This is a genomic window from Methylosinus sp. Sm6, from assembly GCF_019802345.1.
Classification (GTDB): Bacteria; Pseudomonadota; Alphaproteobacteria; order Rhizobiales; family Beijerinckiaceae; genus Methylosinus.
The window spans coordinates 1-16,049 of record NZ_JAINDZ010000005.1 but is presented as its reverse complement, the minus strand read 5'-3'; the positions used below and the strand labels follow the sequence as shown (position 1 = coordinate 16,049).

10 protein-coding genes and 1 riboswitch are annotated in these 16,049 nt (G+C 67.4%); of the genes, 3 read left to right on the top strand and 7 right to left on the bottom strand.

Translation table 11 applies throughout. From position 1 onward, the window contains the following. Nucleotides 1-253 precede the first annotated feature (253 nt). A complete protein-coding gene (locus tag K3F48_RS04915; protein ID WP_222574309.1) occupies nucleotides 254-1,048 on the top strand; it encodes a 4'-phosphopantetheinyl transferase superfamily protein in 795 nt (264 codons plus the stop codon). Nucleotides 1,049-1,059: 11 nt separating this feature from the next. Here the strand turns inward: K3F48_RS04915 and K3F48_RS04910 are convergent, their stop codons facing one another. The 4 genes from K3F48_RS04910 to K3F48_RS04895 form a co-directional block, all read right to left on the bottom strand. Next, nucleotides 1,060-2,643: an amidase gene (locus tag K3F48_RS04910; RefSeq protein WP_222574308.1), complete on the bottom strand. Its 1,584-nt coding sequence runs from the start codon at nucleotides 2,641-2,643 to the stop codon at nucleotides 1,060-1,062. A 37-nt stretch (nucleotides 2,644-2,680) separates the two neighbouring features. Beyond that, complete coding sequence (locus K3F48_RS04905; protein ID WP_222574307.1) at nucleotides 2,681-4,078, bottom strand: SagB family peptide dehydrogenase; 1,398 nt, start codon at nucleotides 4,076-4,078, stop codon at nucleotides 2,681-2,683. Between the two features lie 47 nt (nucleotides 4,079-4,125). Beyond that, nucleotides 4,126-6,378: a TOMM precursor leader peptide-binding protein gene (locus tag K3F48_RS04900; RefSeq protein ID WP_222574306.1), complete on the bottom strand. Its 2,253-nt coding sequence runs from the start codon at nucleotides 6,376-6,378 to the stop codon at nucleotides 4,126-4,128. 158 nt (nucleotides 6,379-6,536) lie between these two features. After that, a complete protein-coding gene (locus tag K3F48_RS04895) occupies nucleotides 6,537-6,881 on the bottom strand; it encodes a hypothetical protein (protein ID WP_222574305.1) in 345 nt (114 codons plus the stop codon). Between the two features lie 453 nt (nucleotides 6,882-7,334). On the opposite strand from K3F48_RS04895, the gene K3F48_RS04890 reads away from it, so the two are divergent. Together K3F48_RS04890 and K3F48_RS04885 are read left to right on the top strand one after the other, a co-directional pair. Further along, on the top strand, nucleotides 7,335-9,035 hold the full coding sequence (locus K3F48_RS04890; protein WP_222574304.1) for a carbamoyltransferase C-terminal domain-containing protein: 1,701 nt from the start codon (nucleotides 7,335-7,337) through the stop codon (nucleotides 9,033-9,035). Nucleotides 9,036-9,247: 212 nt separating this feature from the next. Then, nucleotides 9,248-10,105, top strand: coding sequence for an ABC transporter substrate-binding protein (locus tag K3F48_RS04885; RefSeq protein ID WP_222574303.1), 858 nt, complete (start codon nucleotides 9,248-9,250; stop codon nucleotides 10,103-10,105). Nucleotides 10,106-10,233: 128 nt separating this feature from the next. Here K3F48_RS04885 and cobO read toward each other — a convergent pair whose 3' ends face one another. The 3 genes from cobO to cobW are packed head-to-tail and all read right to left on the bottom strand — an operon-like array spanning nucleotide 10,234 to nucleotide 15,585. After that, on the bottom strand, nucleotides 10,234-10,854 hold the full coding sequence (gene cobO, locus K3F48_RS04880) for a cob(I)yrinic acid a,c-diamide adenosyltransferase (RefSeq protein ID WP_222574302.1): 621 nt from the start codon (nucleotides 10,852-10,854) through the stop codon (nucleotides 10,234-10,236). Beyond that, nucleotides 10,808-14,557 carry a cobaltochelatase subunit CobN gene (gene cobN / locus K3F48_RS04875; RefSeq protein ID WP_222574301.1) on the bottom strand — a complete coding sequence of 1,250 codons (3,750 nt, stop codon included), beginning with the start codon at nucleotides 14,555-14,557 and terminating at the stop codon, nucleotides 10,808-10,810. Before cobN ends, cobO begins: the two co-directional genes overlap by 47 nt. Further along, nucleotides 14,557-15,585 carry a cobalamin biosynthesis protein CobW gene (cobW, locus tag K3F48_RS04870; RefSeq protein WP_222574300.1) on the bottom strand — a complete coding sequence of 343 codons (1,029 nt, stop codon included), beginning with the start codon at nucleotides 15,583-15,585 and terminating at the stop codon, nucleotides 14,557-14,559. Before cobW ends, cobN begins: the two co-directional genes overlap by 1 nt. A 239-nt stretch (nucleotides 15,586-15,824) precedes the next feature. Continuing rightward, nucleotides 15,825-15,942, bottom strand: a riboswitch (cobalamin riboswitch). Nucleotides 15,943-16,049 lie beyond the last annotated feature (107 nt).

Sequence of the window (16,049 nt, the reverse complement as noted above, 5' to 3'; positions counted from 1 at the left end):
AACAAGCATATCACGCTCCGCGAGCGCTCCCCGGCGAATCTGTTCCGTCGGAGCCCTCGCGCGCCGGCGGCAGCCTAGCTCGAATCGGATCGGATGACTATCGCCCGCCGCTCGATCGGCGCGACGATCGCGCCGCGGCTCTACTTCAGGCTCGCTCTCCGGAACAGAATGATGGCCAGCGCCTGGTCATCGGGATAAATCTTCGAGGAGGTCCGCCTGCGGACGGCGGCGGAGCAGGAAGGAGCGGCGCAGCTTGGCGAGCGGAGAGACGCCGACGAATCAGGACGCCGCCGACGCCGTGCAGGTGCGCTGGCTCGACCTCGCCGAGGTCGCCGAGCCCCATGAAAGGCGTTGGCTCGAATGCCTCGACCCGACGGAGCGCGCCCGCGCCGCGCGTTTCTATCACGCGCGCGACCGTCGCGCCTATATCGCGGCGCATGCGCTCACACGCGCGATGCTGTCGCGCGCGCTCGGCGGCCCGCCGGAGATCTGGCGCTTCGTCGATCAGCCGAACGGCAAGCCGTCGCTCGATCCCGCCATGGGCCGGCGCGCGCTCGAGTTCAACCTCTCCCACACGGATGGCGCGGTCGCCTGCGCCGTGACGAGCGGGCGTCCCGTCGGCGTCGACATCGAAGGGACACATCGCGACATCGATCTCCTGGCGCTGGCCCGGAGCTATTTCGCCGGGGCGGAGGTCGCGCTGCTCGAATCCCTCGCCGAGGAGCGGCGCGCCGCGGCCTTCTTCCAACTCTGGACCTTGAAAGAGGCCTATGTGAAGGCGCGCGGCGACGGCCTCTCGCTGGCTTTCGACCGTTTCGCCTTCTCGCTCGATCCCATCCGCATCGACCTGCCCGACGCCGCGCCGGCGGAGCCGTCGCTGTGGCGCTTCTCGTCCATCCTCGTCGCCCGCGGACACCGCCTCTCCGTCGCCGCGAGATCGGCGAGATCCGTTCAATTCGACATTCGACGGGCGTCGTCGACGGACATAGACGAAACCGCCGATCTTGGGCCGCATCCGAACCGCGGCTCGACAAAAGCCTCCGAGTGATCGCGAGCGGTTCAAACATAGCCCGGCGGCGGCGTGAACCCGCCGAACTCCCGTTCGAGGAGCTCGGCGAACGCGATCGTCGTGCGGTCCTCGAGATATGGGCCGAGAATTTGCGCGCCGATCGGCAGCCCGGACGGCGCGTGGTCGATCGGCGCCACGGTCGCGGGCAGGCCGGGCGTCGTGGCGAGCTCCGCCCAAGCGAGCTGCGCATCGAGATAGGACCAGGACTTGCCGTCGATGTCGAGACGCCGCGATGCGATCGGAGTCGAGCGGTCGTGCGGAAACGCCGGCGTGGGCGCAGCGGGGCAGAGCACAATGTCCCACTCGCGAAACACTTCGCTCCACTGCCGTTGCAGCCGGAGCCGCGCCTCGTCGGCCGCGAGCCAATCGCGATGATCGATCACCGCGCCGCGCATGCGCTCGGCCGCGAGGCTCCGGTCGCGCGGCGACAGCGCTGCGGCGGTTCTGCGCAGCTGAGCGTAAGTGCGAGGCGGCAGCTCGCCTCCCCAGAGTGAATAAAGGAGACGCATGTAGACCCGCGCCGATTCGGCGAGGTCCGGGAGCAAAGGGCTGGCGTGCGCGAGCGTCACGCCGGCGCCTGCGAGCCGTTGCGAGAGCCGCGCGAGCGCCGCTCTCACCACGCTCGCCGTCGGCGTGAGCGGGTGCGTGTCGATGACCAGCACACGGAAGCGCCCGAGCTCCCGATGCCGCGCCTCGGGCAGGGCCAATTTATAGCCGACGCCGGCGCGCTCCTCGTCCGGGCCGGCGAGCACATCGAGCGCGAGCCCGAGATCGCTCGCGCATCTCGCCATGGGGCCGATGACGGCGAGATCGCTGTCGCGCGGAAGCGGCGGAACGCCCGGCGGAACATGCCCGCGCCGCGGGATGAGGCCCGGCGTCGGCCTGTGCGCGTAAACGCCGCAGTAATGGGCCGGCGCGCGCAGCGAGCCGCCGAGGTCCGATCCGAGCGACAGCGGCCCGAAGCCGGCCGCGAGCGCCGCAGCCGAGCCGCCCGAGGAGCCGCCCGGCGTGCGGCGCAGGTCCCAGGGATTATTGGTTGCGCCGTAGATCTCGTTGTGAGTCTGCCAATCGCTCAGCGCGACCGGCACATTGGTCTTGCCGAGAATGATCGCGCCGGCGCTCTTCGCGCGAGCGACGACCAGGGCGTCTTGCCGAGGCGTGAAGCGCGCGTATCGCGGAAAACCCCAGCTCGTCGGCAGTCCGGCGATATTGAAGGATTCCTTGACGGTGACGGGAACGCCGAGCAGCGCGCGCGTCTCGCCGCGATCGAGCGCGACATCGGCGCGCCTGGCCGCGTCGCGCGCGCGATCGAAGTCGCGGACCACGACCGCATTGATCCGGCGGTCCAGAGCCTCGATGCGCGCGATCATGCGCTCGGTCAGCTCCAGCGCCGAAATTTTGCGCGCCCGCAACGCAGCCACGAGCTCCTTCGCCGTGCAAAAATCCCACTCGCGATCGGGCATGGAGGCGGTCTGCTGCGCCGGCGCCGCGCGAGCCCGTTCAGCCGGGGCCATGGCTGCGACGACGCTCGCGCCGCAGCCGATCACAATGTCGCGCCGCGTCGCATGGCTCATGATCAGCGGCTCCGAGCGCTTCCCTTTGCCGATCGGCTCACTCGCCGGCGAGGCCGCGGCCGATCGCTATCTGTCCGACCGAGCCCTCGATATGGAATTCGACGCCGGTCATTCGCGCGAACAAATCGATATCCACGGCGCCGACCGCACAAGCCCCGAGCTCCATCTCGGTCGCCATGAGATAGAAGCTCTGCATCAGGACGCCGACGTGCTTCAACGTCAGCGCATAAGCGATCGCGCTGTATTTCCACGACACGCGGCCGAAGCGCGCCGCTATCGTGATGACGATCTGCGGCGTGGTCGGCGCGTCGAGGTGATGCTGAGCGCCGGCCAGCATCGCTCGCAGATGGTCCGCTCTCGCCTCGATCGGCGTGACGGCGTGACGCGCCGCGTCGTAATGATAAAAGCCCGACGGCAATCCCTCGCATTTGGCGACCGCCAGATAGAGCTCCAGCTCATAGCTCGCGCCGCCGGAAGGATAGGGTCGCGACGTGAACTCCATTTCGGACCCGTCCGCTTCTCTGACCCGCTCCATTGATTGGACGCGCGCAGTCGCGTCGAGAAAGCGCGACAGCTCCGATAATGTGATCGGACGCCGGTCGTCGAAGCCGCGCGTCGAATGTCGCCGACGCAGCAATGTCGCGAAGGACGACGCCGTGGATGACTCCTGCGAGCCGAGCACGCCGCGCAGGTCGATCGCCTCTCCCGGCCAGGCGGGCCTGACCGCCGGCGGCATCTCCATCACATGCGCATAGGCGTATCTGCCGCCCGATGGATTGGCGTGTCGCCCGGTCGTGCTGCGGGCGTGGAACACAAGATCGTGAAAATCCCACAGAACGAGATCGGGTTCCCCCTCGTTGGACCGCAATCCTTTGCCGCCCTCCGAGCCGAGCGCGAACACGATCCGGCAGTCGACGAGCATGGCGAGCAATTCGGATATGAGGCCGCCATGATCGCGACGCAGCTGCTGCGCCGCTTTCGGTTCGGCGAGGCTTGCGAGCATGGCGGCGACGCCCGGATCGCAAAGCCTGAACAAGGCGGGCGAGCGGGGCGATTCGAGCACGATGTCGGCGCCGCGTCGCCGCAAATAGGCGAAGCGGGAGAGCGCGAGCGCACCGTCGCCGAGCGCCGGCGTTCGCGGGACGTAATCGCGAAGTTGCGGCTCGACGACAGCGAGATCGCCGCCTCCGTCCGCGCGGGCGAGACGATATTCCAACAAACCGCATGACGATAGCCGCCGAACCAGCTCGGCGATGTCTCCCGCGCCATCCTCGCCGCATGTTTCGAGCGGCAATCCCGCTTTCAGCTCGGCCGAGCGCACTGCGGCGTCTGCGCCGAATCGTCCGAGACCGATGGCTCGGCCATCGACGACGGCCCGCAAATTGTCGTCCGCTCGTTCGAGCGAGACATGAGGATTCAATCGGGCGAAGAGCATGCTGGCGGCTCGGGGTGGTTTTGCGCGAGCTCACATGATCGGCAAGCTCACATGATCGGATGGAGCGGATTGAGCTCGGCTTCGACCAGGCGCCGCCGGCGCAGCCCGAGAGCGAGCGGCGCGTCATAGAGTCGGCCGGGCGCAAAGCGACGATAGAAATGCCGCAGTCCGGGAACGATGACGCGGACGACCGGAACCTCGATGTCGGGACGGGTCTGATCGAGAACGAGGAAATCATGGCCGTGACGCTCGACGAGCTTCACGCAGGCCAGAACCTGCTCGCGTCGATCGAGGCTCGCGAATTTCTGGCTCTGCCGCCGCCGCAAGGAAGCCGTTCCATCGGGCATGAGATAGACGTGTTCCTGCAACGGCAATGGATCGATCCGATCGCCGGGCCGTCCCATCATCCGCTCGATCGCCATGAACTGATTGATCTCGGTCAAGGCCCGCAGCGCCGCGATCCGCAAATCGAAATGCGCGCCGGCTGCGACTTCGATGCGCTCTCGTCCGTCTTCCATCCAATGCGCGACGGCGACGACGACCGGAACGCCGAGATCGCTGGTCACGTCCAGCGCCCACAGCCGCCGGCCCATCGCGGCGAAATGCGCCTGCAGATCGCGGATATAATTGTCGCCGAGACTCTCGAGATCGATCCTCGGACGCCGCAGGCGATTGTACCACCAGATCGCGTAGGCGTCGCGCTCGACGAGCTCGAGAAAACCCTGGAGAATCGCTTCCTCGAGCGTGTTGCCGGCGGCGCAGCCATTCGAGTCGGCAATGAGGTCGTCGGGACCGGCGTTGTGGAAAAAATACAACAAGCTTGTCGGAATGTGCTTGAAGCGCTCGTCACGCAGGGACCAGACTGGCGACCACTCGATTGCGGCCGCGGGATCGAAGCGGCGGGGAACGCCGTCGGCGCACCAGCCCTCGTCCGCCGCACGCGCGTGCTGGCCTTCGCTGAACAGCTGAATATCATTGGGAGGGATCGCCTCGCCCGCGGCGAAATCCGCAAAGCTGCGCGTCGTCCTGATCTCGTCGCCTTGGAATATCCCGCAATAGCGTTCGATGGCCTCCATGAGGGCGCTCGCTTGCCCTTGCTCGCAGCTGCTGCCCTTGCCGTGGCTGTCTCCGACCAGACCCGCTTGCAGCGCCTCGAAGCTTTCCGGATTCGGCGAAAAATTGTGCTTCGCGAAATAGCTGAAATCCAGGGGCTGCTCGCTCTCGATTCGGTCGAGCCGAGACACGACGCCCGTCAAGGCGCTCACATGCTTGCGGAAGCGAGCGACCGTCTCGGACGGCGGCACGGAGCGGTAGCCGCCGCTCGTCATCACGAGCTTTCCGCCCGCGCGCAGCCGGATCGGCGCCGGCGGGCGCGCCGGGTCGCGCAGCTCCTTTGCGCCGCAGGACGGACACTGAGGCCGCGCCGGCACATAGTGCCTGACGAGCGTCGAGCCCAAGAGATCGAGGCTCACGAGATGCTGATGCAGATCGGTGCGAAAGCCGCTGGCGATGGCCTTGCCGATTTCGACCGCCGCCAGCGAGACGCCGCTGTGACCGAGCAGATTGTCGTCGAGCGGCGAGGCGGCGACGCGACGGGCGTTCCTGCGATCGAGAAACGCCTTGACCTGGCGGTTCGCTCTCATGCGGTCGGCGAGGCACGTCCAGCAGGCGCTCTTTCCCGGACTGAAGATCGGACCAACGAGCGGAAAAAGTCCGGACGCTTGCACCGGCAGCCAGTCTTGCTTTTGCGTGAGCTGCTGCTCGTTGAACGCTGCGAGCCGGCCATCGAGATAATCGTCGACCAGCACCACGATCAGATCGGCCGAGCCATCGACGATTCGAACGCCGAATGCGCGCAACGCAGCCTCGAGCTCGCCGGCGCCAGCCGCGCCGAGCGACCTGACCCCGACGCTGACATTCTGCAAGTTCGCCGCCGCGGTCTCGGGTCTCAGTCCGAGACTCGCCCAATAGGCCGCGCTCGCGTCGTCGGCCGCGCTCACCGGCACGACGAAACGCCGGTCGAACAGACGCTTGAACGATTCCTCGATCTTGTCGGCCGGAAATTCGTGGGAAAGCTCGCGAACGATGGCGTCCTGCAAGTCTCCCGCGCCGATCCGCGAGGCGAGCGCGCAATAGAGCTCGCCCTGAAGGAAGAATTTGCGGTCTTCCGAATAAAGGCAGACGAGGTCGGGAGGCAGGACATAAACCGAGTAATTCGGCGCGAACCGGATGACGCCGGCGTCGTATCGCTCGGCGCTGTCGCGTTGCTCGGAAATTCGTCTGGGATCCTCACCGGTCATTTGTCGCCCCGCCGATTGACGTCAACGTCGCAGCCGCTCCGCGGCGCGGTCCATTTGCAAGCATTTCGCTTCGCCGCAGGCAGGGCTCTGAAGCCGCCTCTCGCATGTCGCGCGGATTCGACACGCCCTGCCTGGACGTCGTCACGATCGAGGATGTCTCAGCCGGCACACCCTCTGCAACAGCCTCTGCAACATCCTCTGCAGCAACCACGACCGCAACCGCGGCCGCAGCCGCAACCACGGCCGCAGCCGCGCTGCGCCAGGAGCTCGGGCGCGGATTCCTGCGCGTCTTCCCTGTCGAAGATGCGGAACTGGCCCAGGGTGACGTCGAAAAGCTCGATCTCGCGAAGATCCATGTCGCGCACATTGCCGGTCGGGACAGTCGACGCTTCCACGGGATTGCTTTCGGCGCAGGCGGCGCCTGCGAGCGACAGCGACACGCCCATCATGCCGAGCGCCTTGCCGACGCGATTGTTCTGCGAGCCATCCTTCGAGCGCTCCATGACGAGCCTCCTTTCGGCTGAAAGTCGCGAGCGTCAGACCGGCAGCCCCGCGGCGCAAATATAGCGCGACTGTCGCTCGTCAATGCGTCGTCGCGGGAAGTCGACGACAACCGACTCGCAATCGATGCGCGTCCACAAAGTGTCCAGCGTTCGATCGCAGGCGCTCGAAGGCGCGTCCGCGAGCCATGTTATTCGTCGGAAAAGACGACATAAATCGCCGAAGCGCGTTCGCTGAGACGGAGGTCGATCGCCCTCGTCCGCCCTGCGGCGCGCGTCATTGGCGCCGTGCTATGCACTCTTGAGAACGCGCTCGAGGCTGCTAGCTATTCGGTCGAAGCTTCGATCTCGACGAAACCGCAGGCGACCGCGCCACGAAACGCCTGCAGCGCAAGTGCGATCCTCGCCTCCATAACGCTCGAGAATGTCGACGATCCGAACGGAAGTCAGCGCGCAATGAATATTCTCGGGATCAACGCCGTGTTTCACGAATCCTCCGCCGCCTTGATCATCGATGGCGAGATCGTGGCCGCCTGCGAGGAGGAGCGCTTCAACCGCGTGAAGCACGCCAAGCAGGCGCGAGTCGATAATCCTCACGTGCTCCCGGAAAAAGCGATTCGATTTTGTTTGAATTATGCGGGGCTGCACGCTTGCGAGATCGACCACATCGCCTATTCCTTCGATCCGCGGCTTCGCCGCGCGAGCTTTCGCCCGCAGTGGTGGCCGGACAGCGGCTGGGAATCCGAGTTTTTGTCGCGGCTCGCGGATGTGAGCGCCGCCGTCGAGGCTATTCTCGAGCGAGAAATCGGCGACGCGCTGAAGTTCGTGCCGCACCATCTCGCGCACGCCGCTTCCGCCTATTATCCGTCTGGCTTCGACTCGGCCGCGATCCTCGTCGTCGACGGCATCGGCGAGGCCGCCTGCTCGACGCTCGCGCGCGGCGACGGCGCGCGGATTCAGAGCCTCGACTCATTCTCCTATCCGCACTCGCTCGGCTTCGTTTGGGAGCAGGTCAGCGCTCATCTCGGCTTTTCGCCCTATGACGCCGCCAAGGTCATGGGCCTCGCCGCCTATGGCGATCCCGACATTTGCCGCGAGCAGATCGCGGCGATCATCGATGTGCGCGAGGATGGCTATGCGGTGGATCCGGTCGCGCTCGGATTTCCAGCGGTCGATTCGAGCGCGCCCGAGCGCCGCGATCAGAGCGGCCTCGAGGGTCTGCTCGGGCCGCCGCGGCGGCGGAATGCGGAGATTTCTCGCCGGCACGCCGATATTGCGGCCGCGCTGCAAGCGGAGACGAACGCCGCCGTCGCCGCGCTCTTGCGGCGCCTCGAACGCGCGACGGCACAGGAGCGCCTATGCCTCGCCGGAGGCGTCGCGCTCAATTGCGTGACCAATGCGCAGATCAGCCGAATGAGCGGCTTCTCGGATATCTTCATCCCCTCGGCGCCGCACGACGCCGGCACCGCGATCGGCGCGGCTCTGCTCGTCCATTGCGCCGAAGGGGGCGCATGCCCGCGGCCGAGCGCAAGTCCTTATCTCGGTCCCGATTTCGACGAGCGCGAAATTCTGGCCGCCGTCCGAGCGGCCGGTCTCACGCCACGGAGAAGCAAGGACCCCGCGCGCGACGCCGCCGATATGATCGCCGACGGCAATATCGTGGCCTGGTTCCAAGGCCGCATGGAGTTCGGTCCGCGCGCGCTCGGCAACCGCTCGCTGCTCGCCGACCCTCGCAGGCCCGACACGCGGGCGATCCTCAACCGCAGGATCAAGCACCGCGAAGATTTTCGGCCATTCGCGCCGGCCGTGCTGGCCGAGCGCGCGGACGAATGGTTCGACATCGGGCCGCCGTCGCCGAGCCGAGAATTCATGCTGTTCGCCTGTCCGGCCAAGGCGGAGCGCCGCGACAGAATTCCGGCCGTGATTCATCGCGACGGGACGGCCCGGGTGCAGATCGTTCAGCGCAAATCAAATCCGCGCTTTCATGAGCTGATTTCCCGCTTCTTTGCGCGAACCGGCGTGCCTCTCGTCGTCAACACCTCGTTCAACGACAGCGAGCCCATCGTGTGCACGCCCGCCCAAGCCATTCATACGTTCCGCAACACCGGCATGGATGCGCTGTTCATGGGCGACATTTATCTGACCTCGCAAATGTGACGAACCGCGATGTCTGGCGCGCGCGCTCCTGCTATGATGACGGCTCCAACGCCTATAATCGCCGCCGGGGCTATCACGGCCTCGAATGTCACGGCGATCTCACGCGGAGACGAGGAGATGACAGATTCGGCGCGGGCGAAGCCCGAGCGGAGCACAGAACCGGACGCCGTCGATCGGTCGGCGGTCCGCGAGACGATGCGCAGCGGAACAACATGACATCGAAACGAGAAGCGAAGAGCGCGCGAGCGGTCGCCGCCGCATTGGTCGCGCTGGCTTGCGGAGGCGCGGCGTCCGCCGCCGCCGGCGGCGCGCCGAGCCGCATCGTCTCGCTCAACGCCTGCGCGGATCAATATCTGATCGCTTTGGCCGATAAGCAGCAGATCGCTGCGCTGACGCATTTCTCCCGCGATCCGAGCCTCTCCTTTTACGCCGAGGCCGCGAAAGCCTATCCGATCAGCAAGGGTGAGGCGGAGGCGGCGCTCGCGTTGCGGCCGAGCCTCGTGATCACCAATCCCTATCGGCGCGCGGACGATCTCGCGCTGCTGCAAGGCAAGGTCGCGATCCTCTCCTTGAAGCCAGCCAATTCCTTCGACGACGTCATCGAGGAGACGCGCCGCATCGCCGCGGCCATCGGCCAGCGCGAGCGGGGAGAAGCGCTCATTCGCTCAATGCAGCAACGGGTCGCGGCCGCGGGACGGCGGCCGATCGGCGGCGTCGCCGCCCATTATCAGCGCGGCGGCTATCTGACGGGTCCCGGCACGCTGATGGACGATCTCATGAGCCGCGCCGGTCTCGACAATCTCGCGCGAAGGCTCAATGGCGGGACGATCGGACGCCTGTCGCTCGAGGAGATCATCTATCGGCGGCCGGACTATCTCGTTCTCAGCAACCCCGGCGGCGAGGGGCAGGACCAGGGCGAGCTTGTGCTCGAACATCCGGCGTTGATGCGCGCCGTGCCTGCGGACAGACGACTGCGCGTCCCGGCGGCGCTCACCGTCTGCGGCGGCCCGTCCTATCCGGACGCGCTGGAGCGGCTGCAGGCGGAGGCCGCGCGCGCGATGGGACGCTAGAGGTCTGCTTCATCGAATTTGATGGGCTTCGAGAGAGAGCCTGAAGGCTCGGGCTCCCGAGGCTTCGAATTCGTCGACGCAATGTCGCAAACCAAGAGCCGCGAGGCGCGCCGACCGGGCAAGCCGCATCAAAACTCGATTCCCTCCTGCGCTTTGACCCCGCTGCGAAACGGATGCTTCACCAGAGTCATCTCGGTCACGAGATCGGCGCAATCGATCAATGCGTCGGGCGCGTTGCGGCCCGTGATGACGACATGCGTGGCGTCGGGCTTCGCGCGCAAGGTCGCCAGCACGTCGTCGAGCGGCGCGTAATCGTAACGCAAGGCGACATTGAGCTCGTCGCAGACGACCATGTCGATGTCGGGATCGAGAATACGCGCCTTCGCGACGCTCCAAGCCTGCGTCGCCGTCGCAATGTCGCGGGCGCGATCCTGCGTGTCCCAGGTAAAGCCTTCGCCCATGGGGCGGAATTCGACCTGATCGGGAAATGCGTCGAACACCGTCTTCTCGCCGGTCTGCATCGCGCCTTTGATGAATTGAATGATCGCGACGCGCTTGCCATGGCCGATCATGCGGCAGACCATGCCGAAGGCCGCGGTCGTCTTGCCCTTGCCCGCGCCGGTATGGACGATGACGAGGCCGCGCTCGATGACCTTGCCGGCCATCATCTTCTCGCGCGCCGCCTGAACCTTGCGCATCTTCTCATTGTGATAGGCGTCGGTTCCCGGCTGGGGACGGATCTCGTTCATCGGCTGCTCCCGTGAGCTCGGCCAGCCTCGCGCCGGCGCTGTTGGATTTCGGCCGCCATAGGCCGCGCTCGATCGCTTCCGCGAGGCGCGCGCCGGCTTCGCGCAGAGCGTGGGGATTGGCGTCGGCCATGAAGCCGCGCACATTCTCGTCCTCGATGAGCGCCTGGTAGACGAGATCGAAATGATGATCCTTCACCGCATCCGTGGCCGCCGCGAACGCAACGAGATGGTCGATCGAGGCGGCGATCTCGAAGGCGCCCTTGTAGCCGTGGCGCATCACGCCGGCGATCCACTTCGGATTGACCACGCGCGCGCGAATGACGCGGGCGATCTCGTCCTCCAGCGTGCGGACGATCGGCCGCTCGGGCCGCGAGTGGTCGTTGTGATAGACGATCGGAGCCGAGCCCGTGATCGTCTCGACCGCGGCGGAGAGCCCGCCTTCGAATTGGCAATAGTCGTCGGAATCGAGAAGATCGTGCTCGCGATTGTCCTGATTGTGAACGACGGCGTCGACCTGCGCGAGCCGCGTCTCCAGCGCCGCGCGATTTAGCGCGCCGTCGAGGCCATCGCCATAGGCGTAGCCGCCCCAATCGAGAAAGGCTTCGGCGAGATCGCGCCGCTCGCGCCACAACCTGTCATCGATCATCGCCTGCAGGCCCGCGCCATAGGCGCCGGGCTGCGCGCCGAACACGCGCGCCGACGCTCTGCTCGCGCTCGCTCCGGCGGCGGTCTCGCGCAAAAAGCGGGCGGCGGCGGGATTGTCGTCTTCGTCCTCGTCGAGCGCCATCACCGCCCGCGCCGCGGCGTCGATCAGCGCGATCTGATCGATGAAGGCGTCGCGGAAAAAGCCGGAGACGCGCATCGTCACATCGACGCGCGAGCGGCCGAGCATTGCGAGCGGCAGTATCTCGAAGCCGGTGACGCGGCCGGAAGCGGCGTGCCATTGGGGGCGCACGCCCATCAGCGCGAGCGCCTGCGCGATGTCGTCGCCTCCCGTGCGCATATTGGCGGTGCCCCAGGCCGACAGAACGACGGCCCGCAGCGGCTCGCCGGCTCGCTGCAAATGATCCTCGGCGAGCCGCTGGGCGGAGGCGAAGCCGAGCCGCCAGGCGGTCGGCGTCGGCACGGCGCGCGTGTCGAGCGAGTAGAAATTGCGCCCGGTCGGCAGCACATCGGGCCGCCCGCGCGTCGGCGCGCCGGAGGGGCCGGGCGCGACGAAGCGGCCGGAAAGGCCCCGCATGAATCCGCCGATCTCCGCCGCGCCGCAAGCGTCCACGCGCGGCGCGAGCGTGTCGTGAACAGCGCCGAGCACCGCGAGCGTTCGCGTCCACGCGGCGTCCGGCGCGCGCGTCCTCGCGACCAGCTCGGCCGCCAAAAGCTCGAGGCGCTCGACCGTATCGCCGCATGTGCGCCATGCGTCGCCGCTCGGCGCCGTGAGCGCCGCGGGACGCGCGCCGCTCCATGGCTCGCCGAGACGGCAGTCGAGCGGATCGAAATCGAGGCCGAGATCCTGCGCGAGGCCGCGGATCAGCGAAGCGTCGCCTCCCTCGCCATGCCGGCGCGGCGTGCGCGCGAGAGCGACGAGGAGATCGGTGCGGAGCCGCCCCTCGGGCGAGCGGCCGAACACGTGCAGCCCGTCGCGGATCTGCATTTCCTTCAGCTCGCAGAGATAATTGTCGAGCGTCGACAGCGCTTCGTCATCGTCCGCGCCGACGACGCCGGCGTCGCGGTCGAGGCCGTGCGAGCGGGCGAGTTCCAAAATCTCCGCCTTCAGCGGCGCGAGCCGGCGCCGGTCCATGCCCGACGCCGCATAATATTCGTCGACGAGGGCCTCGAGCGCTTTCAGCGGGCCATAGCTTTCCGCGCGCGTCAGCGGCGGCGTCAAATGGTCGACGATCGTCGCGCCGATCCGCCGCTTGGCCTGCGAGCCTTCGCCCGGATCATTGACGATGAAGGGATAGAGCTGCGGCACCGCGCCGGCGATGGCGCGCGGAAAGCAGGATTGGGACAGGGCCAGCGCCTTGCCGGGCAGCCATTCCAGATTGCCGTGCTTGCCGAGATGCACGAGCGCATGCGCGTCGAAGACGCGCCGCAGCCAGGCATAGAAGGCGAGATAGGCGTGCGGCGGCGGCAGCGCCGGGTCGTGATAGCTGCCCTTGGGATCGATATTGTAGCCGCGCGCCGGCTGCACGCCGACGACCACCGAGCCATAGCGACGAATGGCGAGGCGAAAGCCGCCGCGAGCGAAGAACGGATCGCGCTCCGGCGCGCCCCAGCGTTCCGATATCGCGCGCCGGATCGCTTCCGGCAGCGTTGCCAAAAAGCTTTCATAGTCGTCCAGTGACAAAACGGCGTCGGTCGCATGGCGCGGCCCGGGCGCATTGGTCGGGCCGGCGAGCAGCGCGTCCATCAGCGCGCGCGCGCTCCGCGGACGGCGCGCGAGTTCATAGCCTTCCGCCTCCATGGCGTCGAGGATCGCGATCGCGCTTTCCGGCGTGTCGAGGCCCACTCCATTGGCGAGACGGCCGTCGCGATCGGGATAATTGGCGAGGATGATGGCGATCCGGCGCGCTTGCGGCGGCGCCGCGCGCAGCCGCGCCCAGCCCGCCGCCATCGCGGCGATGTGACGGATATTTTCCATCGCCGGCGCATGCTCGATCACGGCGCATTGCGTGAGCGCGTCGAAGCGCGTTTCGGCCTTGAAGGCGGCGGCGCCGGCGAGAATGCGCCCGTCGACCTCCGGCAAGGCGACATTCATCGCGAGGTCGCGCGCGCCGAGTCCGCGCGGATCGGCGCGCCACGCCTCCTCGCTCGAAGCCGCCATCACCACTTGCAGCACGACGGCGTCCGCTGCGTCGAAGGGCCCGCCTCGACCGTCCTCGCCCGGCGCCGAGGCGGCAAAGGCGGTGGCGTTGAGCACAACGGCCGGGCGCAGCCGTCCGAACACATCGGCGATGAGGCTGCGTGCGAAGGGGTTCTTCAGGCTGGGGACGAAGATCGGCAGCGGATCGAGGCCCTCCTGCGCGAGCGCGCCGACGAGCGCGTCGATCGCCGCCGTCGAGCCCGACGCGACCATATGGCGATAGAAGACGAGGGCCGCGACCGGCGCCTGCGACCGCCGGCGCCGCAGCATGTCGGACAGATCGACGACGCCGGCCTGCGGCCGATAGAGGCCCGCCTCCGGCATCGGCGCTGGCGGCGCGGCGATCTGCGGCGCGCCGATCAGATGGGCCGCATGCCGCAAGAGATTGCAAGCGTTGTCGACGCCGCCCTCGAGCAGATAGGCCAGCAGCCGCCGCCGCTCGCCGCCGGCCAGAGTGGACAGATCTTCCGATTCCGGATCCTCGGCGTCATCCGACAGAAGCGCGGCAAAAAGAATGTCGCGCTCCCGGCAGACGCGCGCGATCTCCTCGAGGCCATAGGGCCAGTAGCTGCGCCCGCCGAGCAGGCGCACGCAGACGAAGCGCGCCCGAGCGACCATTTTCTCGACATAGAGATCGACCGACAGCGGATGCGCGAGGCCGAGCGGATTGGCGAGCCGCACGCTCGGGGCGTCGGTCCCGAGGCTCGCCGCGGCCTTGGCGAGGCATGCGAGATCGCTGTCGGCGGCCGAGAGCAGGAGAACGTCCCCCGGCGTCTGGCCGAGATCGACGGCCGCCTCGCCCTCGACGATCTGTCCCTGCTGGATCGCCAGCAGATGCATCAGCGCAGCGCCGCCGTCAGCGCCGCCTCGATCTCGGCGCGGGCGAGGCCCTTTTCGCCGATGACGACGAGGCGGCTCGCGCGCGGCTCGTCGTCGCGCCAGCGGCGATCATAATAGGTCTCGATTCGCGGGCCGACGGCCTGGACGATGAGCCGAGCCGATTTGCCGCCGACGGCCACGACGCCCTTGAGGCGCAGCACGTCGTGGCGCGCGATGATCTCGGAAAGACGCGCGGCCAGAGGCTCGGCGGCGCCGATCACGCCCGTTCGCAGAACGAAGCTCTCGAAATCATCGTGGTCGTGATCGGCCTCCGATTCGTGATGCGACGGACGGCTGTCGAGATCGTCCTCGGCGCAAAGGCCGAGGCCGAGCAGCGCCGCGGGATCGAGCCGGCCCTGGCAGGCGCGCATCACGCCGACGCCCGGCCGCGCCGCCGCCAGCACATCCCGCTCGACCCGATCGAGCCGGGGCGCGTCGATGATATCGGTCTTGTTGAGCACGATGAGATCGGCCGATCCGAGCTGCTCCTCGAACAGCTCCTCGAGCGGCGTCTCATGGTCGAGATCGGGATCCGCACGCAGAGCCGCGAGCGCCGCCTCATCCGCGGCGAAGCGGCCTTCGGCGACCGCCGCGGCGTCGATCACGGCGATCACGGCGTCGACCGTCGCGCGCGTGCGCACATCGGGCCAGGCGAAGGCTTTCAACAGCGGCTTCGGCAGCGCGAGGCCGCTGGTCTCGATCAATATGTGCTCCGGCGGCGTCTCCCGGTCGAGCAGCTTCGCCATTGTGGGCAGGAAATCATCGGCCACGGTGCAGCAGATGCAGCCATTGGCGAGCTCGACGATATCCTGCGCGCCGGTCGCGACGCCGCAGCCGCGCAAAATCTCTCCGTCGACGCCGACGTCGCCGAACTCATTGACGATCACCGCGAGGCGCCGACCGCCCGCGTTCTGCAACAGATGACGGATCAATGTCGTCTTGCCGGAGCCGAGGAAGCCGGTGATCACAGTCGCCGGGATCTTGGTCATGCCGGCCCCCTCTCGAAGCCTTTCTCACCCTCCCCCGCTTGGCGGGCGAGCGGGTCGATGACGCGCCGAGTCCGCTCCCTCTTCCGCACGGCGGTGATTTCGAGATCGGATCGGGGCGAGGGCCTGCGCTCCGCCGATGTCGGGCGCGGAGCTCGACGCCGGTCGACGGACGCGAGCCGAGCGTCACTCAAAAAACTTTCTGTCGTCATTTCGCCTCCTCGGGATCCTGCGTCCCGCCGGATTGCAAAGCGCTTGCATGGAGGTCTGACTTGCCGCCGAACAGGCAGATCACAGTGGCGCGACCGCGCCGGATTCTCACCGGCTTCCCCACGAGAGCCATCCAATCTGTTCTCGAAGGCCGCGCATGTCAATGCGCGCGCACAAGGCGCCAGGGCTCCGAATTCGGGTTAACGAGCAGAGAGTTTTCAGCGTCATGGCCGCGCTTGTCGCGGCCATCCACGCCG